The sequence below is a fragment of the Aminobacterium mobile DSM 12262 genome (genome assembly GCF_000526395.1).
In the GTDB taxonomy this organism is placed as follows: Bacteria; Synergistota; Synergistia; order Synergistales; family Aminobacteriaceae; genus Aminobacterium; species Aminobacterium mobile.
This window is the reverse complement of sequence record NZ_JAFZ01000001.1, coordinates 1329178-1344515: the sequence shown is the minus strand read 5'-3', so window position 1 is coordinate 1344515 and position 15338 is coordinate 1329178. Positions and strand designations below refer to the sequence as shown.

Genomic DNA, 15338 nt, shown 5'->3' with positions numbered 1-15338 from the left:
ACCCCTCTATAGAAGTAAAACTGTTTGGGTCGTATTACCCACAGTAATGAAGGGTCGGTCTGCTAACATTGGCCGACCCTTCCTTGTTTTTTGTTATATTATGGAGGGAATAAAACAATAAAGGAGTGTGTATGATGCAGTTGCTAGTTGTTGTTACTAACAGGATAGAAAAAGTAGAGACTCTCTTTAAAGAACTTCTCGATATTGGAATACGAGGAGCAACGGTCATAGATACGCAGGGAATGGCCCGAGTTTTGCACGATGATCTCGATAAAATCCCCCTTTTTGGTTCTCTTAAAATGCTTATTAATGATCAATATCCTTTCAACAAAACAATTTTTGTGGTCCTAGAAGATAGTCAGGTTCAACCTGCAATAAGAGCTGTGAAAAAGGTTTTAGAAGATTTATCTAAGCCTAATGCAGGGATTCTTTTTACAGTGCCGGTTAATTATGTTGAGGGGCTCTTTCTTCGTTCTCCAGATGTTGATTCAAAATCTAAAACATTTTAATTTAAAGGGGTAGATAAACGGTGCACTCTTTGTATTATCTCGCCATAGTCCTCTTTGCCGGGCTCTTTATGGCGAAAATTGTAAGGAAATTTAAATTACCTAATGTAACAGGTTATATTTTAGCGGGAGTCTTTATTGGCCCCTCTTTTTTAGGCTTTATCCCTCGCGAAGCTGTCTCTTCTTTCAATATTCTTTCAGAGGCTGCTTTAGGGTTTATTGCTTATAGCATCGGTAGTGAATTTAATCTTAAGCATTTACAGAAATTAGGCCCGTCTATTCTCTGGATTACAATTGCGGAATCTTTAGGGGCGATGCTCGCTGTTACGAGTGCTATGGTCTTGATTTTCAAGCAACCGATAGCTTTTAGTCTTATTCTGGGATCCATTGCAGCGGCTACTGCCCCTGCTGCGACAATTATGGTGATTAGACAATATAATGCGAGAGGGGTTGTTGTCGATACCCTCCTTCCTGTTGTGGCCATGGATGATGCTGTAGCCATTATGGCCTTTGGAATAGCCATTGGAATTGCCCAGTCATTGTCATCGGTAGGTGGAGGAAATGTTTCTCTACTCAAAATAACGGTAGAGCTTTTGTTAGAGATCTTTATCGCTATTGGCTTAGGGGGATGTATTGGTCTTTTCCTTTCCATTATTTCCGGACGACTAAAGGGGCAAGAGACTCTCCTTTCTTTTACTATAGCTTGTATTTTTTTAGCGGTGGGGATTGCTTCTGAATTAAAAGTATCATCTCTTCTCGCATCTATGACGGTTGGAGCTACTGTATCAAATTTAGTGTATCACCGAGATCGAGTTTTATCTGTAGTGGATCGTTTAACACCGCCGATTTTTGTCAGTTTTTTTACGATATCAGGGGCGGATTTGAAACTTTCAGTTCTTCGTCAAGTGGGTTTGCTTGGAGTGGGGTATGTGATTTTTAGGATAGTAGGGAAAATTATAGGGTCTTATATAGGGGCAAAATGGACTAAGGCACCGGCTACTGTGCAAAAGTATTTGGGGTTAACTCTTGTTCCTCAGGCTGGTGTGGCTATAGGCCTTTCTCTTTTGGCAGAAAAATCGCTTCCCGGGATGGGAGTTGCATTGAGAAATATTATTCTTGGATCTACAGTTATATATGAACTAATCGGACCTGTTATAGCAAAACAAGCTCTCTTAATGGCAGGGGAAATTTCTTCAGATAATTCTTAGTTTAAGCGTAAAAATAAGTATACGTTATAAACGTCTATAAACCTTAGAATGGTGAGCTAGTTATAAATAATAAAAAAACGTGGAAGGATGATCTTTTTTTGGGAACGCCTATTCTTCATAAAGAAAATCAACATATAGAGTTAGAGATAGATGCATTAAGTAATGACGGTAATGGCATAGCTCGAGAGAAAAATGGCAGCTATGTCTACTTTGTTCCTGGTGCATTACCTGGTGAGAGGGTAAGAGTTACGGTTTTACAAAAAAAGAAAACCTATGGTATTGCAGATGTAGAGGAAATCCTTTCCCCACATCCACAGCGAGTAGAACCGAAGTGTCGCTGGTATTCTCTTTGCGGCGGATGCCAGTTGCAGCATTTTTCTTATAATGCTCAACTTGAGGCAAAAAAAGATTTCGTTCGGGATGCCTTCCGTCGTATTGCTCATATGAATATAGAAGATATCCTGTCTCCTTGTGTGCCCAGTCCGCGCCAATGGGGATACAGAAACAAGGCTTCCTTCCCTGTGCAAGGAGCAAAAGATGGCATAGAAACTGGCTTCTATCGCCGCCGAAGCCACGACTTAGTCCCAATCGATTTTTGTCCTCTTCTGGAGCCCGCTTTAAACGAGATGTATGTTTATATGAGAGAGGCTTTACCTGCCTTAGGGATTCTTCCTTATAATGAAAAAAATCATTCCGGAATGTTACGTCATCTGGTTTTTAGATATGGCAGCTTTTCTAAAGAAGCAGCAATTTGTTTTGTATGTAGAAGAAGATTGTCGAAAAAAGATAACAAAAATATCCGAGAGCTTTGGGAAAAGTTTCAAGGGGAAAATATAAATGTGGCAGGTGTACTTGTTAATCATAATCCTCATCGTGGGAATGCTATATTAGGTCGTCATTCGACTATCCTTTCAGGACGTTCATGGCTTCGAGAATATCTTGACTCCCTGGAAATTCGTTATGAAGCGACAGCTTTCCTACAGGTGAACAGTTATCAAGCCAAGCAATTATATCAACATGGGGTCCATTCCCTTCGCTCTTCTTCTGCGGATCATTTACTCGAACTTTATGCGGGAGTTGGATCTATGACCCTCTTTTTTGCTCCTGCCGCTGCACAAATTACTGCGGTGGAGGAGTGGCCAAGCGCTGTAGAAGCAATGAAAGAAAATGCGAAAATTAATAGATTTTCTAATATAAAAGTTTGTGGAGGAAGGGCGGAAGAAATAATATCAAGCCTCAAGGGGCCTTTTGAGGCCGTTATCCTTGATCCACCTCGAAGCGGATGTGCTCCAGAAGTAATAAGTAAAATATTGGAATTGAATCCGGCTAAAATTTTATATGTAGCATGTAATCCGGCAACTTTAGCGAGGGATATATCTCGACTTTGTGGGGAAGGTCGCTATACGTTAAAATCTTTACAGCCATTTGATATGTTTCCACAAACTGCCCATGTTGAGTGCGTCGCGTTAATAGAGAGAGAAAAGGCTTGATTCCAAAGAAATCGCGGGTTTTAGGGTAATTAAAGAAGTGTGTTTTATGTTTGCCTAGACTTATGTTTAGGCGATTTTTCGTTAAGGGGACGTATGGTTGGTTACACGGGAATCTACAAATACGCGTAATGTGGTAAGATTTTATGTAAGAGTATGGAAGATATATGCAAAGTGACTACTTCTTCGGAGTGCCAGAGGGAAGTATAGTTTTTCTCAATTCTGGGGATTCCTACGTTGCGGAAGTGGAGAATTTTGCTTCGCAACTTTACCCCATTATATTTTGCAATAAACACCTCTAACTTTAAACTATAATACAATGAAATTGTACAATATATAATAAAGTATTTTTATAATGCACAAGCGAATTAGGGGGTGAAAATAAAAACTGGCGTATTATTGTTGATCGGAGTTTTTATTATCAACTTCTTAATAATTATACTAATGGGATAACAATATTTTTATTGTTCCCCAAATAGAAAGAACAGCAAGTGAGAGTTAAAAATTATTTAAAGAGCTTAAAACATGAGGGAGGTACAGAGGTACATATGGAAAATCAAAAGAAATATAATTACAATCAACAAATGAATATTAAATTTAATTATCTGGAAAAAATTACTATTAAAGATATTATTAGTAATAATACGGACAGATGGTTTAATCAATCATTATGTGAAGTAAACTCATCTGTTTTAAGACTTGGAATATTTGAAGGCGAGTACCACATGCACAAGCATGAGAATGACGATGAAGTTTTTTTTGTATTAGAGGGTGCTATGATATTGGAAACAGAAAAAGGTAATTTTAATCTGGAACAATACGAAGGAACTTGTGTGCCAAAAGGCACAATGCATAGACCAGTGGTACCAGAAGGCAAGGCTGTAGTTTTAATGATTGAAAATAAAGGGATTGACCCTATTGGTACGGTGTGATACTTCCCAAGGTCAAATCATAAATGCTTGAAAAAACGATCCACAACATGTCAATGACGGTCCGGCTTTCTTTGCCGATATTGCTGCCATGACTTGACCGGGTTGACTCAATCGTGATTTTTTGCATGAAGAAACGTATAGCTGAACTTGAGTTGGAGAACGAGATATTGAGAAAGCTACCGCTGTATATAAAAAGGCGCTTTACTGTAAATTTCGGTAAAGCGCCTTTTTCATTATCTCTTTCACTGTACCTAAGTAAAAGGAACGAAACTCTGCCCCATCTACATAGAAAAGCTAAAGTATATATTGACAAAAGTTGATATGAAGCATATATATTACATATCAAATAAATTCGATATGAGGTGATGAATTGGATACAACATATGAGGATTACGCAAAAGTGTTTAAGGCATTTTGCGATGAAAAACGTCTGCGGATACTTGAACTGTTACGCAGTGGAGAAAAGTGTGCCTGCAAGTTATTAGAAGATATGGACATAGGTCAATCATCGCTATCTTATCATATGAAAATTCTGGTTGAATCGGGTGTTGTAGAGAGTCGACAGGATGGCAAATGGACACACTATACAATCAGCGAGAAAGGTAGCGACTATGCGGCCGAGCTACTTAAAGAATTGACAAAACTAGATACAGCGAATACAAACGGTATTTATTGTAGGGCTTAAAAACACATTTTAAGAGTATTTTTTGAATATTAAATAGGAGTATTTGGTTTGGTTGCTCCGAGTTAGAAAGCGAGGTTTTTGTAGTATGCAAATATTAAAAGCGACCTGGGATTTCTTCCAGAATCAAATACTGGCGATGAAATGGCTAAACGAATTAATCGGCAGTGAATTTAATGCATTAGGTCTTGACACAACTAATCGTTGGATGGGAAGTATTCAATTTTTTGCTTATGATGTTATTAAAATTACCCTACTTTTGTGTTTCCTGATTTTTATAATTAGCTATATTCAAAGCTATTTCCCGCCGGAGCGGAGTAAAAAAATCTTGGGACGCTTCCATGGAATTGGCGCGAATACTGTTGCTGCTTTACTTGGTACGGTAACGCCTTTTTGCTCGTGTTCGTCCATTCCACTATTTATCGGCTTTACCAGGGCAGGACTATCGCTGGGAGTGTCGTTTTCGTTTCTTATATCCTCTCCTATGGTTGATTTGGGTTCTCTTGTTCTTTTAATGAGCATTTTCGGAGCGAAGATAGCTGTTCTTTATGTTGTTCTCGGCTTAATTATCGCCATTATTGGCGGTACCATAATTAAAAGACTGGATATGGGGGAATACGTAGAGAGCTTTATTACCACAGGTGGTAGTGTAGACATCGAATCTCCTGACCTTACAAGGCATGACCGTTTGGTTTTTGCCAAAGAACAGGTAATCGACACATTCAAAAAAGTTTTTCCATATATATTGATAGGAGTTGGAATAGGCGCAGGTATTCACAATTGGATTCCACAATCTTGGGTTGAAAATATTTTAGGTAGTGGTAATTCCTTTGCTGTTATCCTTGCCACTCTTATGGGAGTTCCGATGTATGCTGATATTTTTGGGACTATCCCGGTTGCAGAAGCTTTATTAAGTAAAGGAGCACAACTTGGTGCTATTCTGTCCTTCATGATGGGGGTTACTACGTTATCTTTACCATCTATGATTATGCTTCGTAAAGTAATTAAGCCCAAGCTTCTGGCGCTTTTCATTGCAATCTGTACAATCGGAATCATAATTGTCGGTTATTTATTCAACGTTTTTCAGGCGTTGATAATTTAGGAGGAAATAAAGTATGGCAAAGAAATGGCATCCTTTTATTAATCATCTCACATGTGTTGAGTGTGGTAGTTGCATCGCAAAGGGTTATATACGAGACAGAAAAGGCACCTTCGCCTGTTGTGAAAAATGGGATCCTGCATTGTCCATTGCCACGGCTGCTGCAACTATTGCCCCGTTGGCGCAACTACTTATGTAGGTGATGACATGAGTTTGATGCCGCCGAACGGAAAGCAAACATCGGAAGAATCCCGTTGCTCTTCCGGATGTGGAACGGCTTCCGAAAAGAAGATCGTTGTTGAGTATCTCTATCTAGATCTTGAAAGTTGTGACCGTTGCGTTGGGACGGACAATGTACTTGACGAGGTTATGATGACACTTACCCCCACGCTGAGCCTTGCGGGCTTTGAGATAGAATATAACAAAATTGAGATGAAGACAGCGAAAATTGCAAAACAATACAGGTTTATTTCTTCGCCTACGATCCGCGTGAACGGCCAGGATATCTGCCAACCGGTTGTAGAGAATAGCTGCGGTTGCTGTAGTGAAATAAGCGGAACCGATGTGAACTGTCGGGTGTTTGAATATAACGGGAGACCCTATGAGGTGCCTCCAAAAGAAATGCTTGCTGAAGCTATTCTAAATATAGTATTTGGGCAAGTTGAAACTGGCTGTTCCTGCGTAGAGTATGAATTACCTGAAAATCTAAAAGAATTTTTTGAAGGAAAGAAAAACAAAACTGGCGGCTCCTGAGGAGGTAGTTGCTTCTGATGGATAAGAAAAAACTGTTAAAGATCATAATTCCCATTAGTTTGGTTCTCATTGTTGCAGGAATATGGATATTCAAGAATGTGGGTAAGGGGTCAGTTTCCATTGTGTCTCTTTCCGAGGATAAAGGTTTAGAAAATTTTGTAAAATCTAATAATAATGAAGAAGATTTTGTGCTTGAAGCAACATCAATTGATTTAGATGTGCTGAAGGGATACAACTTGCCTATCATCATTGATTTCGGAGCGAATTCATGTATTCCATGCAAAAAAATGGCTCCTGTACTAAAAACATTAAACGCGGAAATGCGAGGCAAAGCCATAATCAAGTTTATTGACGTATGGAAAAATGGAGCTGTTGCAAATGATTTTCCTATCCAGGTTATTCCCTCTCAGGTTTTTATCAACGCTGACGGTACACCTTATGTGCCAAGCGATGATATGCAAATTAAGTTTGACATGTATAGCCACAAGGATACCTATGAACATGCTTTCACTGTGCATCAGGGCGGGCTGACCGAAGATCAGATACGGGCTATCCTTGTCGACATGGGGGTAGATGAATGACACAAATCCTTGAAGGTTTATCTGAAATAATTTCTGAGAGCGGTTGGCTCGCGCCAATTCTTGCGCTTTTTGCTGGAGTGCTTACTTCTTTTACGCCATGTTCTTTGTCCAGTATTCCTCTTGTCATAGGTTATGTGGGTGGTACTGGTCAGAGGAGTACGAAAAAAGCGTTCTGGCTTTCTGTCACTTTCATGTTGGGAGTTGCTGTCTCATTTACAACGCTAGGGGCGAGTGCTTCTATTGCTGGTCGTTTAATTGGGATTTCCACATCATGGTGGTACATCATTCTTGGAATTTTAATGTTGTTAATGGCTTTGCAGACGTGGGGTATATATGAAATTATTCCTTCAAGTTATCTTCTTTCTAAGAATACTAGAAGAGGCTACTTAGGTGCTTTCATTGCTGGAGTTCTTGGAGGAGTGTTTGCCTCACCCTGCTCTACGCCTGTACTTATCGCTCTCCTTGCTATTGTAGCTGGGAAAGGAAGTGTTGTATGGGGAGTACTACTATTGCTAATGTATTCAATCGGTCATGGCATTCTTGTTGTTGTAGCTGGAACGTCTATGGGCTTTGTGCAAAAGCTTTCTTCAAGCGAAAAGTACGGGAAAACAAGCACTATACTGAAAATAGTGACGGGTGTTCTGATATTGCTCATTGGGTTTTATATGTTTTATCTTGGGTTCTAAAATAATATAAAAAAGGTGAGGTTTGTTATGGCATTGTTTGGTAAGAAAAATAAGAAAGAGAGAACTACATCTTGTTGCTGCAGCGGAAATTGTGATGCGGAAGGCATGGCAAAAGCAGAAAACGCTAAATCTAGAGGTGCTGGAGTAAAGGTATTGGGAAGTGGATGTGCCAAGTGTGATCAACTTGAAACGGTAACAAAAGCAGCCTTGGAACAACTTGGAATGGATACCACTATTGATCATGTAACTGATTTTTTGCAGATTGCAGCTTATGGAGTGATGACTACCCCTGCTCTTGTGGTTGATGGGAAGGTGGTTTCTTACGGGAAGGTTCTTAAAGTTGATGAGGTAGTAAAAATACTTCAAAAAGTTAGGGGGTAGTTATAATTGGAAAAAAGAAGTCATCTGGTATCAGTTTCTTTGAGAAATATCTTAGTGTTTGGGTTTTTATTTGTATGGCGGTAGGTGTTTTAATAGGTATTTATTTACCGCGAGTTCACAAACTCCTTAGTAAATTTGAGTATGCAAGAGTGTCTATCCCTATTGCAATACTTATATGGCTTATGATTTATTCCACGATGTTAAAGGTTGACTTTAATAGTATAAAACAGGTGGGGCAGAATCCAAAAGGATTGATTGTAACCGGGGTTACAAATTGGCTGATCAAACCATTTACAATGTATAGAATTGCAGCCACTTGTGGCTGAATGGATTTTTAGAGTAATAATAACAAAGAACTGAAGCCGAGGTTATTTTGAGGATATATTCATACCCAATTTTAATGGTATAACAATTGTTGGGCTTTTATTAGCACTAATAATTATTTTCTTTTTCCAAGGGCAAATAATAATTGATAATCTAATAAACATTGTTTTAATAGCTATACCTTTGATCATTTAGACTTTCCTTATTTCCTTTAGGGCTTATATATAGTCAAAACTATGGAAACTTCCTCATGATATAGCCGAGCCTGTTGGAATGATTGGTGCATCAAACTTCTTTGAACTTGCAGTTGCTATTTCGTTATTCGGCTTGCAATCAGGAGCTACGGTAGTTACTTTTGTTGGTGTGCTTGTAGAAGTACCGGTTAGAAGAGGGGAAATAAGACTAGGAGATGTCCGATGAGCAAAAGTAAATTAAAAGTAGCTCTTATCTGTGTTCATAATTTATGCAGAAGTCAAATTGCAGAAGCGCTTGGTAAGCATTTAGCCGCAGATGTTTTTGAAAGCTATTTCGCCGGCACGGAAATAAAGCCACAAATCAACCAGGATGCTGTTCGAATCATGAAGGAGCTATATGGAATTGATATGAAAAAGGCTCAGTATTCGCAGCTGTTAGATGAGATCCCACCAGTTGATATTGTAGTAAAGATGGGATGTGCCCGTATCTTCCGGCTGAATACGTTGTAGATTGGGGACTTGACGCAGAATGTTGATGTAAAAAACATAACAGTAAAGCATGTGGTACTTGACGAGCTGTGCTGGCTTATCGAAAAGCGGAAGTTTGTGAGATGAAGGTGTTGATCTGGCAGGAACGAGAAGACGATTATGACAAGGTATATGAATTAGTGCGGGCGGCCTTTGTCAGTGCGGAACATACGAATCACGACGAGCAGAATCTTGTGGTGCGATTGCGAAACAGTTCCGTCTTCTTCCCGGAGTTGTCCTTGAGGGCAGAGGTAGCAGGGGAGATCGTTGGGTAGATCTTGTGTACTCGGGCGGTAATTTGACAAGGAGCAGGAGCACGAGAGCATGAAGCTCTTGTCCGGGCTTCTGTGGCTGTGGCGTCAGATTATCAGAGAAAAGGTATTGGCGGACGGCTCATTGAAGTCGGCCATCAGGTAGCTCAAAATTTGGGTTTTAAGTCGGCGCTTTTGGTGAGGCATCCGACTTATTGTCCGTGTTTTGACTACCCGACCGGCAGAGACGTTTGGAATTGTGACAGACTTGGAACTGCCAGCAAATGTGTTCATGGCATGTGAACTAGTGGAAGGCGGAGTGGATGGGGTGTGGGACCGACTGGAGTTTGCGCCGGAGTTTAACTTGTAACGGGCTCTGTTAGTTTGTTAGATGAGTTAATTACTCAGGAGAAAGGGTACGAACCTTTACATGGAATTTTAAGTTCGTGGCAATAGAGTCATCTAATTTGGAGACTAACCTTAAATATATAAGATAAAAATTGCAACTTTGAACAGACAGGTACTATTAAAAAAACAACAATAACCTTGTGACTTTTTGAAATGTGGTAGATCTTGTTGCAAAAAGAAGGTTCCACGTTTATAATGTCCTATCGGTGGCGCGGACATAGCTCAGCTGGTAGAGCATTAGCTTCCCAAGCTAAGGGTCGCGGGTTCGAATCCCGTTGTCCGCTCCATTTTTTTATTTCAAACAACTTCCCTCAAATAATAATCCAGAAAAACCTTAGTTTATTAACTTTAGTTACTTTAATTCGACACTATTTACAAACTTGGTTAACTTGTTAAGTTTGACACAAATTTTTATGGGTATTACAATAACTCCAGTTTTGCGCTTTGAACGGCCTGCTGTAATAGATATGTAGTTTTGTTGTCGGAGGGGGGTGGATGGCATGGTGACAAACCTAGCCGAAGAAATCAAACAGGCAGAGGCTGCAGCAAGGCAACGGGTTAAGGATGCAAAAAATGAAGCTGCTCGGCTCGTCAGTAAGGCTAAGAATGAGGCTGATCAACGAATCAAAGAGACAAAACAACAAGCTTTTCGTAAGTATCGTGACAATATTGTTCAAGTAGAAAGCGAGGCCGAGACAAATGCGGCGAAAATAGTTGAAGCAGGAAGGGAAAGCGCGCGCGCTTTTACTGATAGCCATCAGGGGCGAGTAAAAGAAACAGCCACCTGGATAGCGGAAGAGGTGATGGCTAGATATGGCCGTGGCTAGTATTAAAAAAGTTGAGTTTTACGTTCACAACTCTGTCGTGGAAGATGTTTTATCGATTTTGCAGAAAACAGGGACATGCGAAATAGTTTCCCGACAGGATGTAGATGAGGTTGATAGTCATTCAACTGCTCGTCTACAGCGTATCGATAGTTTGCTCAGCGAAACACGGTTCCTTCTCCGTTTTTTTGAACCTTTCTATGAAGATAGCGTTCCTCCTATGGCCAGAGCCCTTGGCGAAAGGCCAGACTTTTCAGTAGAGGAGCTTGCATCTCTTGCTGAAAAAACGGATTTGCTTCAATTAGCTGAGCACATACGGACCTTGGAGCGGCGGCTCATAGAAATACGCTCAGAAATTACCCAGATCGATAGTACAAAAGCTATTTTATCTCATATAACAGAACTTCCATACTCACTGGAGCTTGTTTCTCGTGGGACTCGTTTCGTGGGAGGGTTTGTTGGTATGTTGCCCGTGGAACAAATAGCAGGTTGGAAACAGGCTATCGAGAAAAATTTAGGTGATGCTGGCGAATTTTTTATCGCTTCCTATGAAGAAAAAGAGAAGGAAGCATGGGTAGCCCTTTTCTGTCGCAGAGATAAGGAACAGGAGGCATTAGATCTCTGTAGCAAATATGGATTTTCTCGTATAGAAATCCCCGATACTTTAACTGAAAGCGTTGGGGAAGAGTTGCTAAGACTCGAGACGCGACGAGAAAGCCTCCTAAAAGAAGAGGAAAAAATAGAAACGCAAGCTTCTTCTGAGGCAACAAAATGGATGCCTACCACTCGTGCGCTGAGCGATTATTGGAATATCCTCAAGTCTAAATACGAAGTTCTCTCCAATAGTGAATTCACAGATAAGACCGTTATCATCAAATCTTGGATCCCCGAAGTTGCTGTTCCTAAAGTAGAGGAGCAATTAAAACAATATCGTGCAGTTATGGAGATAGCAGTGTCGGATCCCTCTCCAGAGGATGAGCCTCCCACTCTTCTTGTCAATAAAGGATGGGTATTGCCTTTCGAAACTCTTACGAAGCTCTATGGTTTGCCGAAATATGGAGAACTAGATCCTTCACCCCTTCTTGCTCCTTTCTTTTTTGTGTTCTTCGGTATGTGTCTGGGAGATGGCGGTTATGGTTTAATCATGCTTGGTTTTTTCCTTTTCTTCATGAAAAAATTCAAGCGTATGCCTGAAGGAGTTAAAAATTTCATTACATTGTTTATCCTTTCAGGAATTTCTACAATATTTGTTGGGGCTTTTACTGGAAGCTGGTTTGGCGATCTAATCGATGTTTTTGGGGTGTTTAAGTTTATTCGCCCGATTAAGAATATCCCGGTTGTTCTGGATCCTATGAATGATCCCATGACAGTTCTTTTTATCTCTTTGGGCTTAGGAACGATCCAGATTTTCTTTGGCTTGTTCGTTGCATTTTACGACAGCCTTCGGAAAAAAGACTATATGGGGGCTTTTGCAGATCAGGGCGGATGGATTCTATTCTTGTTAGGATTGCTTCTCATAGGGGGGACTGTGAGTGGAAAATTGCCAGCCAGTTTAAGCATGCCTTCAAAAGCTACAGCTGCTGCAGGAGCTCTTGTCTTGGTTTTGACTCAAGGTAGGGCTAAAAGCGGAGTTGTACAGAAAGCCATTTCTGGTGTAATGAGCCTTTACAACGTAACGTCTTATTTAGGGGACGTGTTGAGTTATAGCCGATTGCTAGCCCTTGGTTTGGCTTCAGCCGCAATAGGTTCCATTATCAATATGCTAGCAAGTCTTGCAATGGGGATTCCCTTTATAGGTTGGGTACTTGCGTTAATCCTTATATTCGGCGGACATTTGTTTAGCGTTGCCGTAAACGTACTCGGAGCTTTTGTGCATTCGTTACGGCTCCAGTACGTAGAGTTTTTTAGTAAGTTTTACTCCGGTGGGGGCAAAAGTTTTGCTCCTTTAACGTATAACACTAGTTTCGTTACCATATCTGAAACTAAAGAAGCTTAATTGATGGATTAAGTTCTCAGAACGAGGGGAGTGTTTTAAAGTATGGATCTTCTTGGAATGATGTTAGCGATTTTAGGAGCGGCTATAGCTGCGGGTTTTGCCGGCTCGGGGTCTTCTATAGGTGTAGGCATTGCTGGAGAAGCTGGGGCTGGTGTTATGACTGAGGATCCGGGTAAATTTGGCCTTGTACTGTTGCTTCAGGCTTTGCCGGGAACTCAGGGTATTTATGGTCTTTTAATTGCTTTCTTTGCCATTTTGAAAGTAGGGTTGCTTGGTGGAGGAGCAGCGGTAGCTGTAAACGTATGGCAAGGGCTTGGAATATTTTTTGCATGCCTTCCCGTGGGCATTGCCGGTTATTTTTCTGCTATAGCCCAAGGCAAAACATGTGCTGCTTGTATTCAAATGATTGCTAAAAGGCCTGAAGAGACTGGTAAAGCTGTTATTCTACCAGCTATGGTTGAAACTTACGCGGTTCTTGGTCTCCTTACAAGCATTATTTTGCTTAATGGCATCCAGATATAGCCATTCGCGATTTGAGGTGAATGGTTATGTCTTTGGCAGATATAAAAGTTAAAATTGAAGCTGATGCGCAAAAAGAGGCAGAGAAAATTCTGGAAGATGCGAGATTGAAAGTAAAAGAGATAGAAACTGTTACTGAAGGCGAAGCAAGTAAAATAGAGTCGTTTTATGCGAATCGCTTTAGTACAGAAAAACCAGAAGTTTTCAATAGGCGTGAAATTGTTGCAAACTTAGATGTAAAGAAAATTTTGCTTGGAGCTAAACAAGATCTTATTACAGAAGCTTTTGGCGAGTCGTTGAAAATTTTAGCGTCTCTTCCAGAAGAGAAATATCTTGCTTTTTGTGAAAAGCTCTTAGAACGGGCTTCGGAGTCAGGAGATGAAAAAGTATTAGTCTCTCCAAAGGAGAAATATCTCAATGGGGAATGGCTAAAAAAATATAATGAGAAACATAAAACATCTCTCACCCTTGAAGCCGTTCAAATTCCTATGAGCGGAGGGTTTATCCTTCGGAAGGGCGATATTGATACCAACTGCTCTTGGGATATGCTGATTATGTGGATTAGAGAAGAAATCGAGGCAGACGTTGCGAAACGGCTGTTCTCGGAGTAGACGGGAGGTGGGGCAGCATGGCTACAGCTGAGCGGTATTGTTATGCGGTTGCTCGCCTGCGAGCTATGGAAAGCCGCCTTCTCGATGATAGCGTGCTGCAGAGACTGATCGATTGTGAAGATCTGGACAGCGCCATGAAGATTTTGGGGGAGACAGTATATTCCTCATGGTTAGTGGAGCTGAAATCCAATACAGAATTCGATAAGGCCATAGAGTCGGAACTTCTTTATATTTATAATGAGGTAAAAAAATTTGTTCCAGACTCTGGTTTGGTAGAGATATGTCGGTTGCCTTACGATTTTCATAATGTAAAGGTTCTTCTCAAAGGCCAGATTCTTCAGCGCGAGGGAGGAGAGCGTCATTTCGAGCTATTAACGGCGCTAGCCAATATCCCGACAGATGATCTTATTATGGCAGTAGAAACGGAAGATTACAGGTTGTTGCCTTATGATCTTCACTCGGTTTTACCAAAGTCTTTTGCCTTATGGGATCAAACCCGAGATATTCTTGAGGTGGAGCGCCTCCTTGACAACGTACTTTTCCGCGAAATGTTTAAGATAGCCCGTAGTTTGGAGTATGAAGCTCCTCTACGTTGGGTTCGTGGAAAAGTTGACGCTGAAAATGTACGAAATATGTTCCGCCTTAAAAGAATGGATAAAGATGCGGCCAGTGTTCAGTCCTATCTCCATGATGGAGGTTTCGTGTCAGTAGAGCAGCTGCTTTCTATGTTGTCGGAACCTATAGAAAGTTGGGTTCGGGTTCTTTCTTATGCAGATATAGGGAGAGTTCTTTATCACGTACAAGATGGGGCAGATATGAATGCACTCCTCGTGGAAATGGAAAAGATTTTAGATGATTACGTAACAAGTATTCTTCAGACAGCAAAATATAGTGCTTTTGCTCCGGAAAATGTTCTTAATTATTTGTGGCATAAAGAAATGGAAGCGAAAAATGTACGAGTTGCGTTGGTTTCTGTTGCTAATGCCATGGACAAAGATCTGGCGAGGAGGTTGATGCGTCGTGGCTAAAGAAGTGAATCAGCCTATGGCTGCTATCGGCGAATATGAAACAGTACTTCCTTTCCAGGCGGTAGGGGTGAAGCCTTATGTTATGTCTGAAGAAGAGAGTGGGCATTTTGAATCTCTTCTTTTGCAGCTAGCTCGAGAAAAGTACGCGGTTATTTTTGTTCAAGAGCATCTTTTCGAAAAATTTATGTCCACAGTGGAGACTGTGAACGAGGAATATGCTGTAAGCGTTTTACCGATCCCTGGACTCAAAGGAAGTTCTGGGACAGGACTAAAATCCATTCGTAACAGTGTAGAACGAGCTGTCGGCATGGATATCTTTGCTGTGAAATAGAATTTGATG

Annotated in this window: 21 protein-coding genes and 1 tRNA gene; all 22 read left to right on the top strand. The window is 40.7% G+C overall.

Going from position 1 to position 15338, the window contains the following annotated elements; genetic code table 11:
- Positions 1–131 precede the first annotated feature (131 nt).
- The 22 genes from K360_RS0106615 to K360_RS0106525 all read left to right on the top strand — a co-directional run bounded on the left by K360_RS0106615 (position 132) and on the right by K360_RS0106525 (position 15329).
- Positions 132–509 carry a P-II family nitrogen regulator gene (locus K360_RS0106615; protein WP_156923358.1) on the top strand — a complete coding sequence of 126 codons (378 nt, stop codon included), beginning with the start codon at positions 132–134 and terminating at the stop codon, positions 507–509.
- Between the two features lie 20 nt (positions 510–529).
- Positions 530–1714: a cation:proton antiporter gene (locus K360_RS0106610; protein ID WP_024822383.1), complete on the top strand. Its 1185-nt coding sequence runs from the start codon at positions 530–532 to the stop codon at positions 1712–1714.
- A 98-nt stretch (positions 1715–1812) separates the two neighbouring features.
- Positions 1813–3204 carry a 23S rRNA (uracil(1939)-C(5))-methyltransferase RlmD gene (gene rlmD / locus K360_RS0106605; protein ID WP_024822382.1) on the top strand — a complete coding sequence of 464 codons (1392 nt, stop codon included), beginning with the start codon at positions 1813–1815 and terminating at the stop codon, positions 3202–3204.
- A gap of 545 nt (positions 3205–3749) precedes the next feature.
- A complete protein-coding gene (locus tag K360_RS0106600; RefSeq protein WP_024822381.1) occupies positions 3750–4133 on the top strand; it encodes a cupin domain-containing protein in 384 nt (127 codons plus the stop codon).
- A gap of 370 nt (positions 4134–4503) precedes the next feature.
- Positions 4504–4818, top strand: a complete 315-nt coding sequence (locus K360_RS0106595) for an ArsR/SmtB family transcription factor (protein WP_024822380.1) — start codon at positions 4504–4506, stop codon at positions 4816–4818.
- A gap of 85 nt (positions 4819–4903) precedes the next feature.
- A complete protein-coding gene (locus K360_RS0106590) occupies positions 4904–5917 on the top strand; it encodes a permease (RefSeq protein WP_024822379.1) in 1014 nt (337 codons plus the stop codon).
- Positions 5918–5930: 13 nt separating this feature from the next.
- Positions 5931–6113 (top strand): hypothetical protein, encoded by a 183-nt coding sequence (locus K360_RS11425; RefSeq protein ID WP_211235523.1) that lies wholly within the window; start codon positions 5931–5933, stop codon positions 6111–6113.
- Positions 6114–6130: 17 nt separating this feature from the next.
- The gene (locus tag K360_RS10655) at positions 6131–6667 is read left to right on the top strand and encodes a DUF2703 domain-containing protein (RefSeq protein ID WP_245587097.1); all 537 of its coding nucleotides are present in this window, start codon (positions 6131–6133) and stop codon (positions 6665–6667) included.
- Between the two features lie 17 nt (positions 6668–6684).
- Positions 6685–7248: a thioredoxin family protein gene (locus tag K360_RS0106580; RefSeq protein WP_024822378.1), complete on the top strand. Its 564-nt coding sequence runs from the start codon at positions 6685–6687 to the stop codon at positions 7246–7248.
- Positions 7245–7934, top strand: a complete 690-nt coding sequence (locus tag K360_RS0106575; RefSeq protein WP_024822377.1) for a cytochrome c biogenesis protein CcdA — start codon at positions 7245–7247, stop codon at positions 7932–7934. The genes K360_RS0106580 and K360_RS0106575 overlap by 4 nt, the downstream gene beginning before the upstream one ends.
- Before the next feature lie 27 nt (positions 7935–7961).
- Positions 7962–8315: a thioredoxin family protein gene (locus K360_RS0106570; protein WP_024822376.1), complete on the top strand. Its 354-nt coding sequence runs from the start codon at positions 7962–7964 to the stop codon at positions 8313–8315.
- Positions 8316–8389: 74 nt separating this feature from the next.
- Positions 8390–8641, top strand: a complete 252-nt coding sequence (locus tag K360_RS11560; protein WP_434088339.1) for an arsenic resistance protein — start codon at positions 8390–8392, stop codon at positions 8639–8641.
- A 414-nt stretch (positions 8642–9055) separates the two neighbouring features.
- A complete protein-coding gene (locus K360_RS10650) occupies positions 9056–9343 on the top strand; it encodes an arsenate reductase/protein-tyrosine-phosphatase family protein (RefSeq protein ID WP_211235521.1) in 288 nt (95 codons plus the stop codon).
- A gap of 101 nt (positions 9344–9444) precedes the next feature.
- A complete protein-coding gene (locus K360_RS11025; protein WP_051461114.1) occupies positions 9445–9636 on the top strand; it encodes a hypothetical protein in 192 nt (63 codons plus the stop codon).
- A 72-nt stretch (positions 9637–9708) separates the two neighbouring features.
- On the top strand, positions 9709–9915 hold the full coding sequence (locus tag K360_RS11530; protein WP_420804783.1) for a hypothetical protein: 207 nt from the start codon (positions 9709–9711) through the stop codon (positions 9913–9915).
- 316 nt (positions 9916–10231) lie between these two features.
- A tRNA-Gly gene (locus K360_RS0106555) sits at positions 10232–10307 on the top strand.
- Between the two features lie 213 nt (positions 10308–10520).
- Positions 10521–10847 (top strand): cell envelope integrity/translocation protein TolA, encoded by a 327-nt coding sequence (locus tag K360_RS0106550; RefSeq protein WP_024822375.1) that lies wholly within the window; start codon positions 10521–10523, stop codon positions 10845–10847.
- Positions 10834–12840 carry a V-type ATP synthase subunit I gene (locus K360_RS0106545; protein WP_024822374.1) on the top strand — a complete coding sequence of 669 codons (2007 nt, stop codon included), beginning with the start codon at positions 10834–10836 and terminating at the stop codon, positions 12838–12840. The genes K360_RS0106550 and K360_RS0106545 overlap by 14 nt, the downstream gene beginning before the upstream one ends.
- Before the next feature lie 42 nt (positions 12841–12882).
- Positions 12883–13362, top strand: a complete 480-nt coding sequence (locus K360_RS0106540; protein WP_024822373.1) for a V-type ATP synthase subunit K — start codon at positions 12883–12885, stop codon at positions 13360–13362.
- Positions 13363–13388: 26 nt separating this feature from the next.
- Positions 13389–13970, top strand: coding sequence for a V-type ATP synthase subunit E (locus tag K360_RS0106535; protein WP_024822372.1), 582 nt, complete (start codon positions 13389–13391; stop codon positions 13968–13970).
- 17 nt (positions 13971–13987) lie between these two features.
- Positions 13988–14998, top strand: a complete 1011-nt coding sequence (locus tag K360_RS0106530; RefSeq protein WP_024822371.1) for a V-type ATPase subunit — start codon at positions 13988–13990, stop codon at positions 14996–14998.
- Positions 14991–15329 (top strand): V-type ATP synthase subunit F, encoded by a 339-nt coding sequence (locus tag K360_RS0106525; protein WP_024822370.1) that lies wholly within the window; start codon positions 14991–14993, stop codon positions 15327–15329. Before K360_RS0106530 ends, K360_RS0106525 begins: the two co-directional genes overlap by 8 nt.
- Positions 15330–15338: the final 9 nt, after the last annotated feature.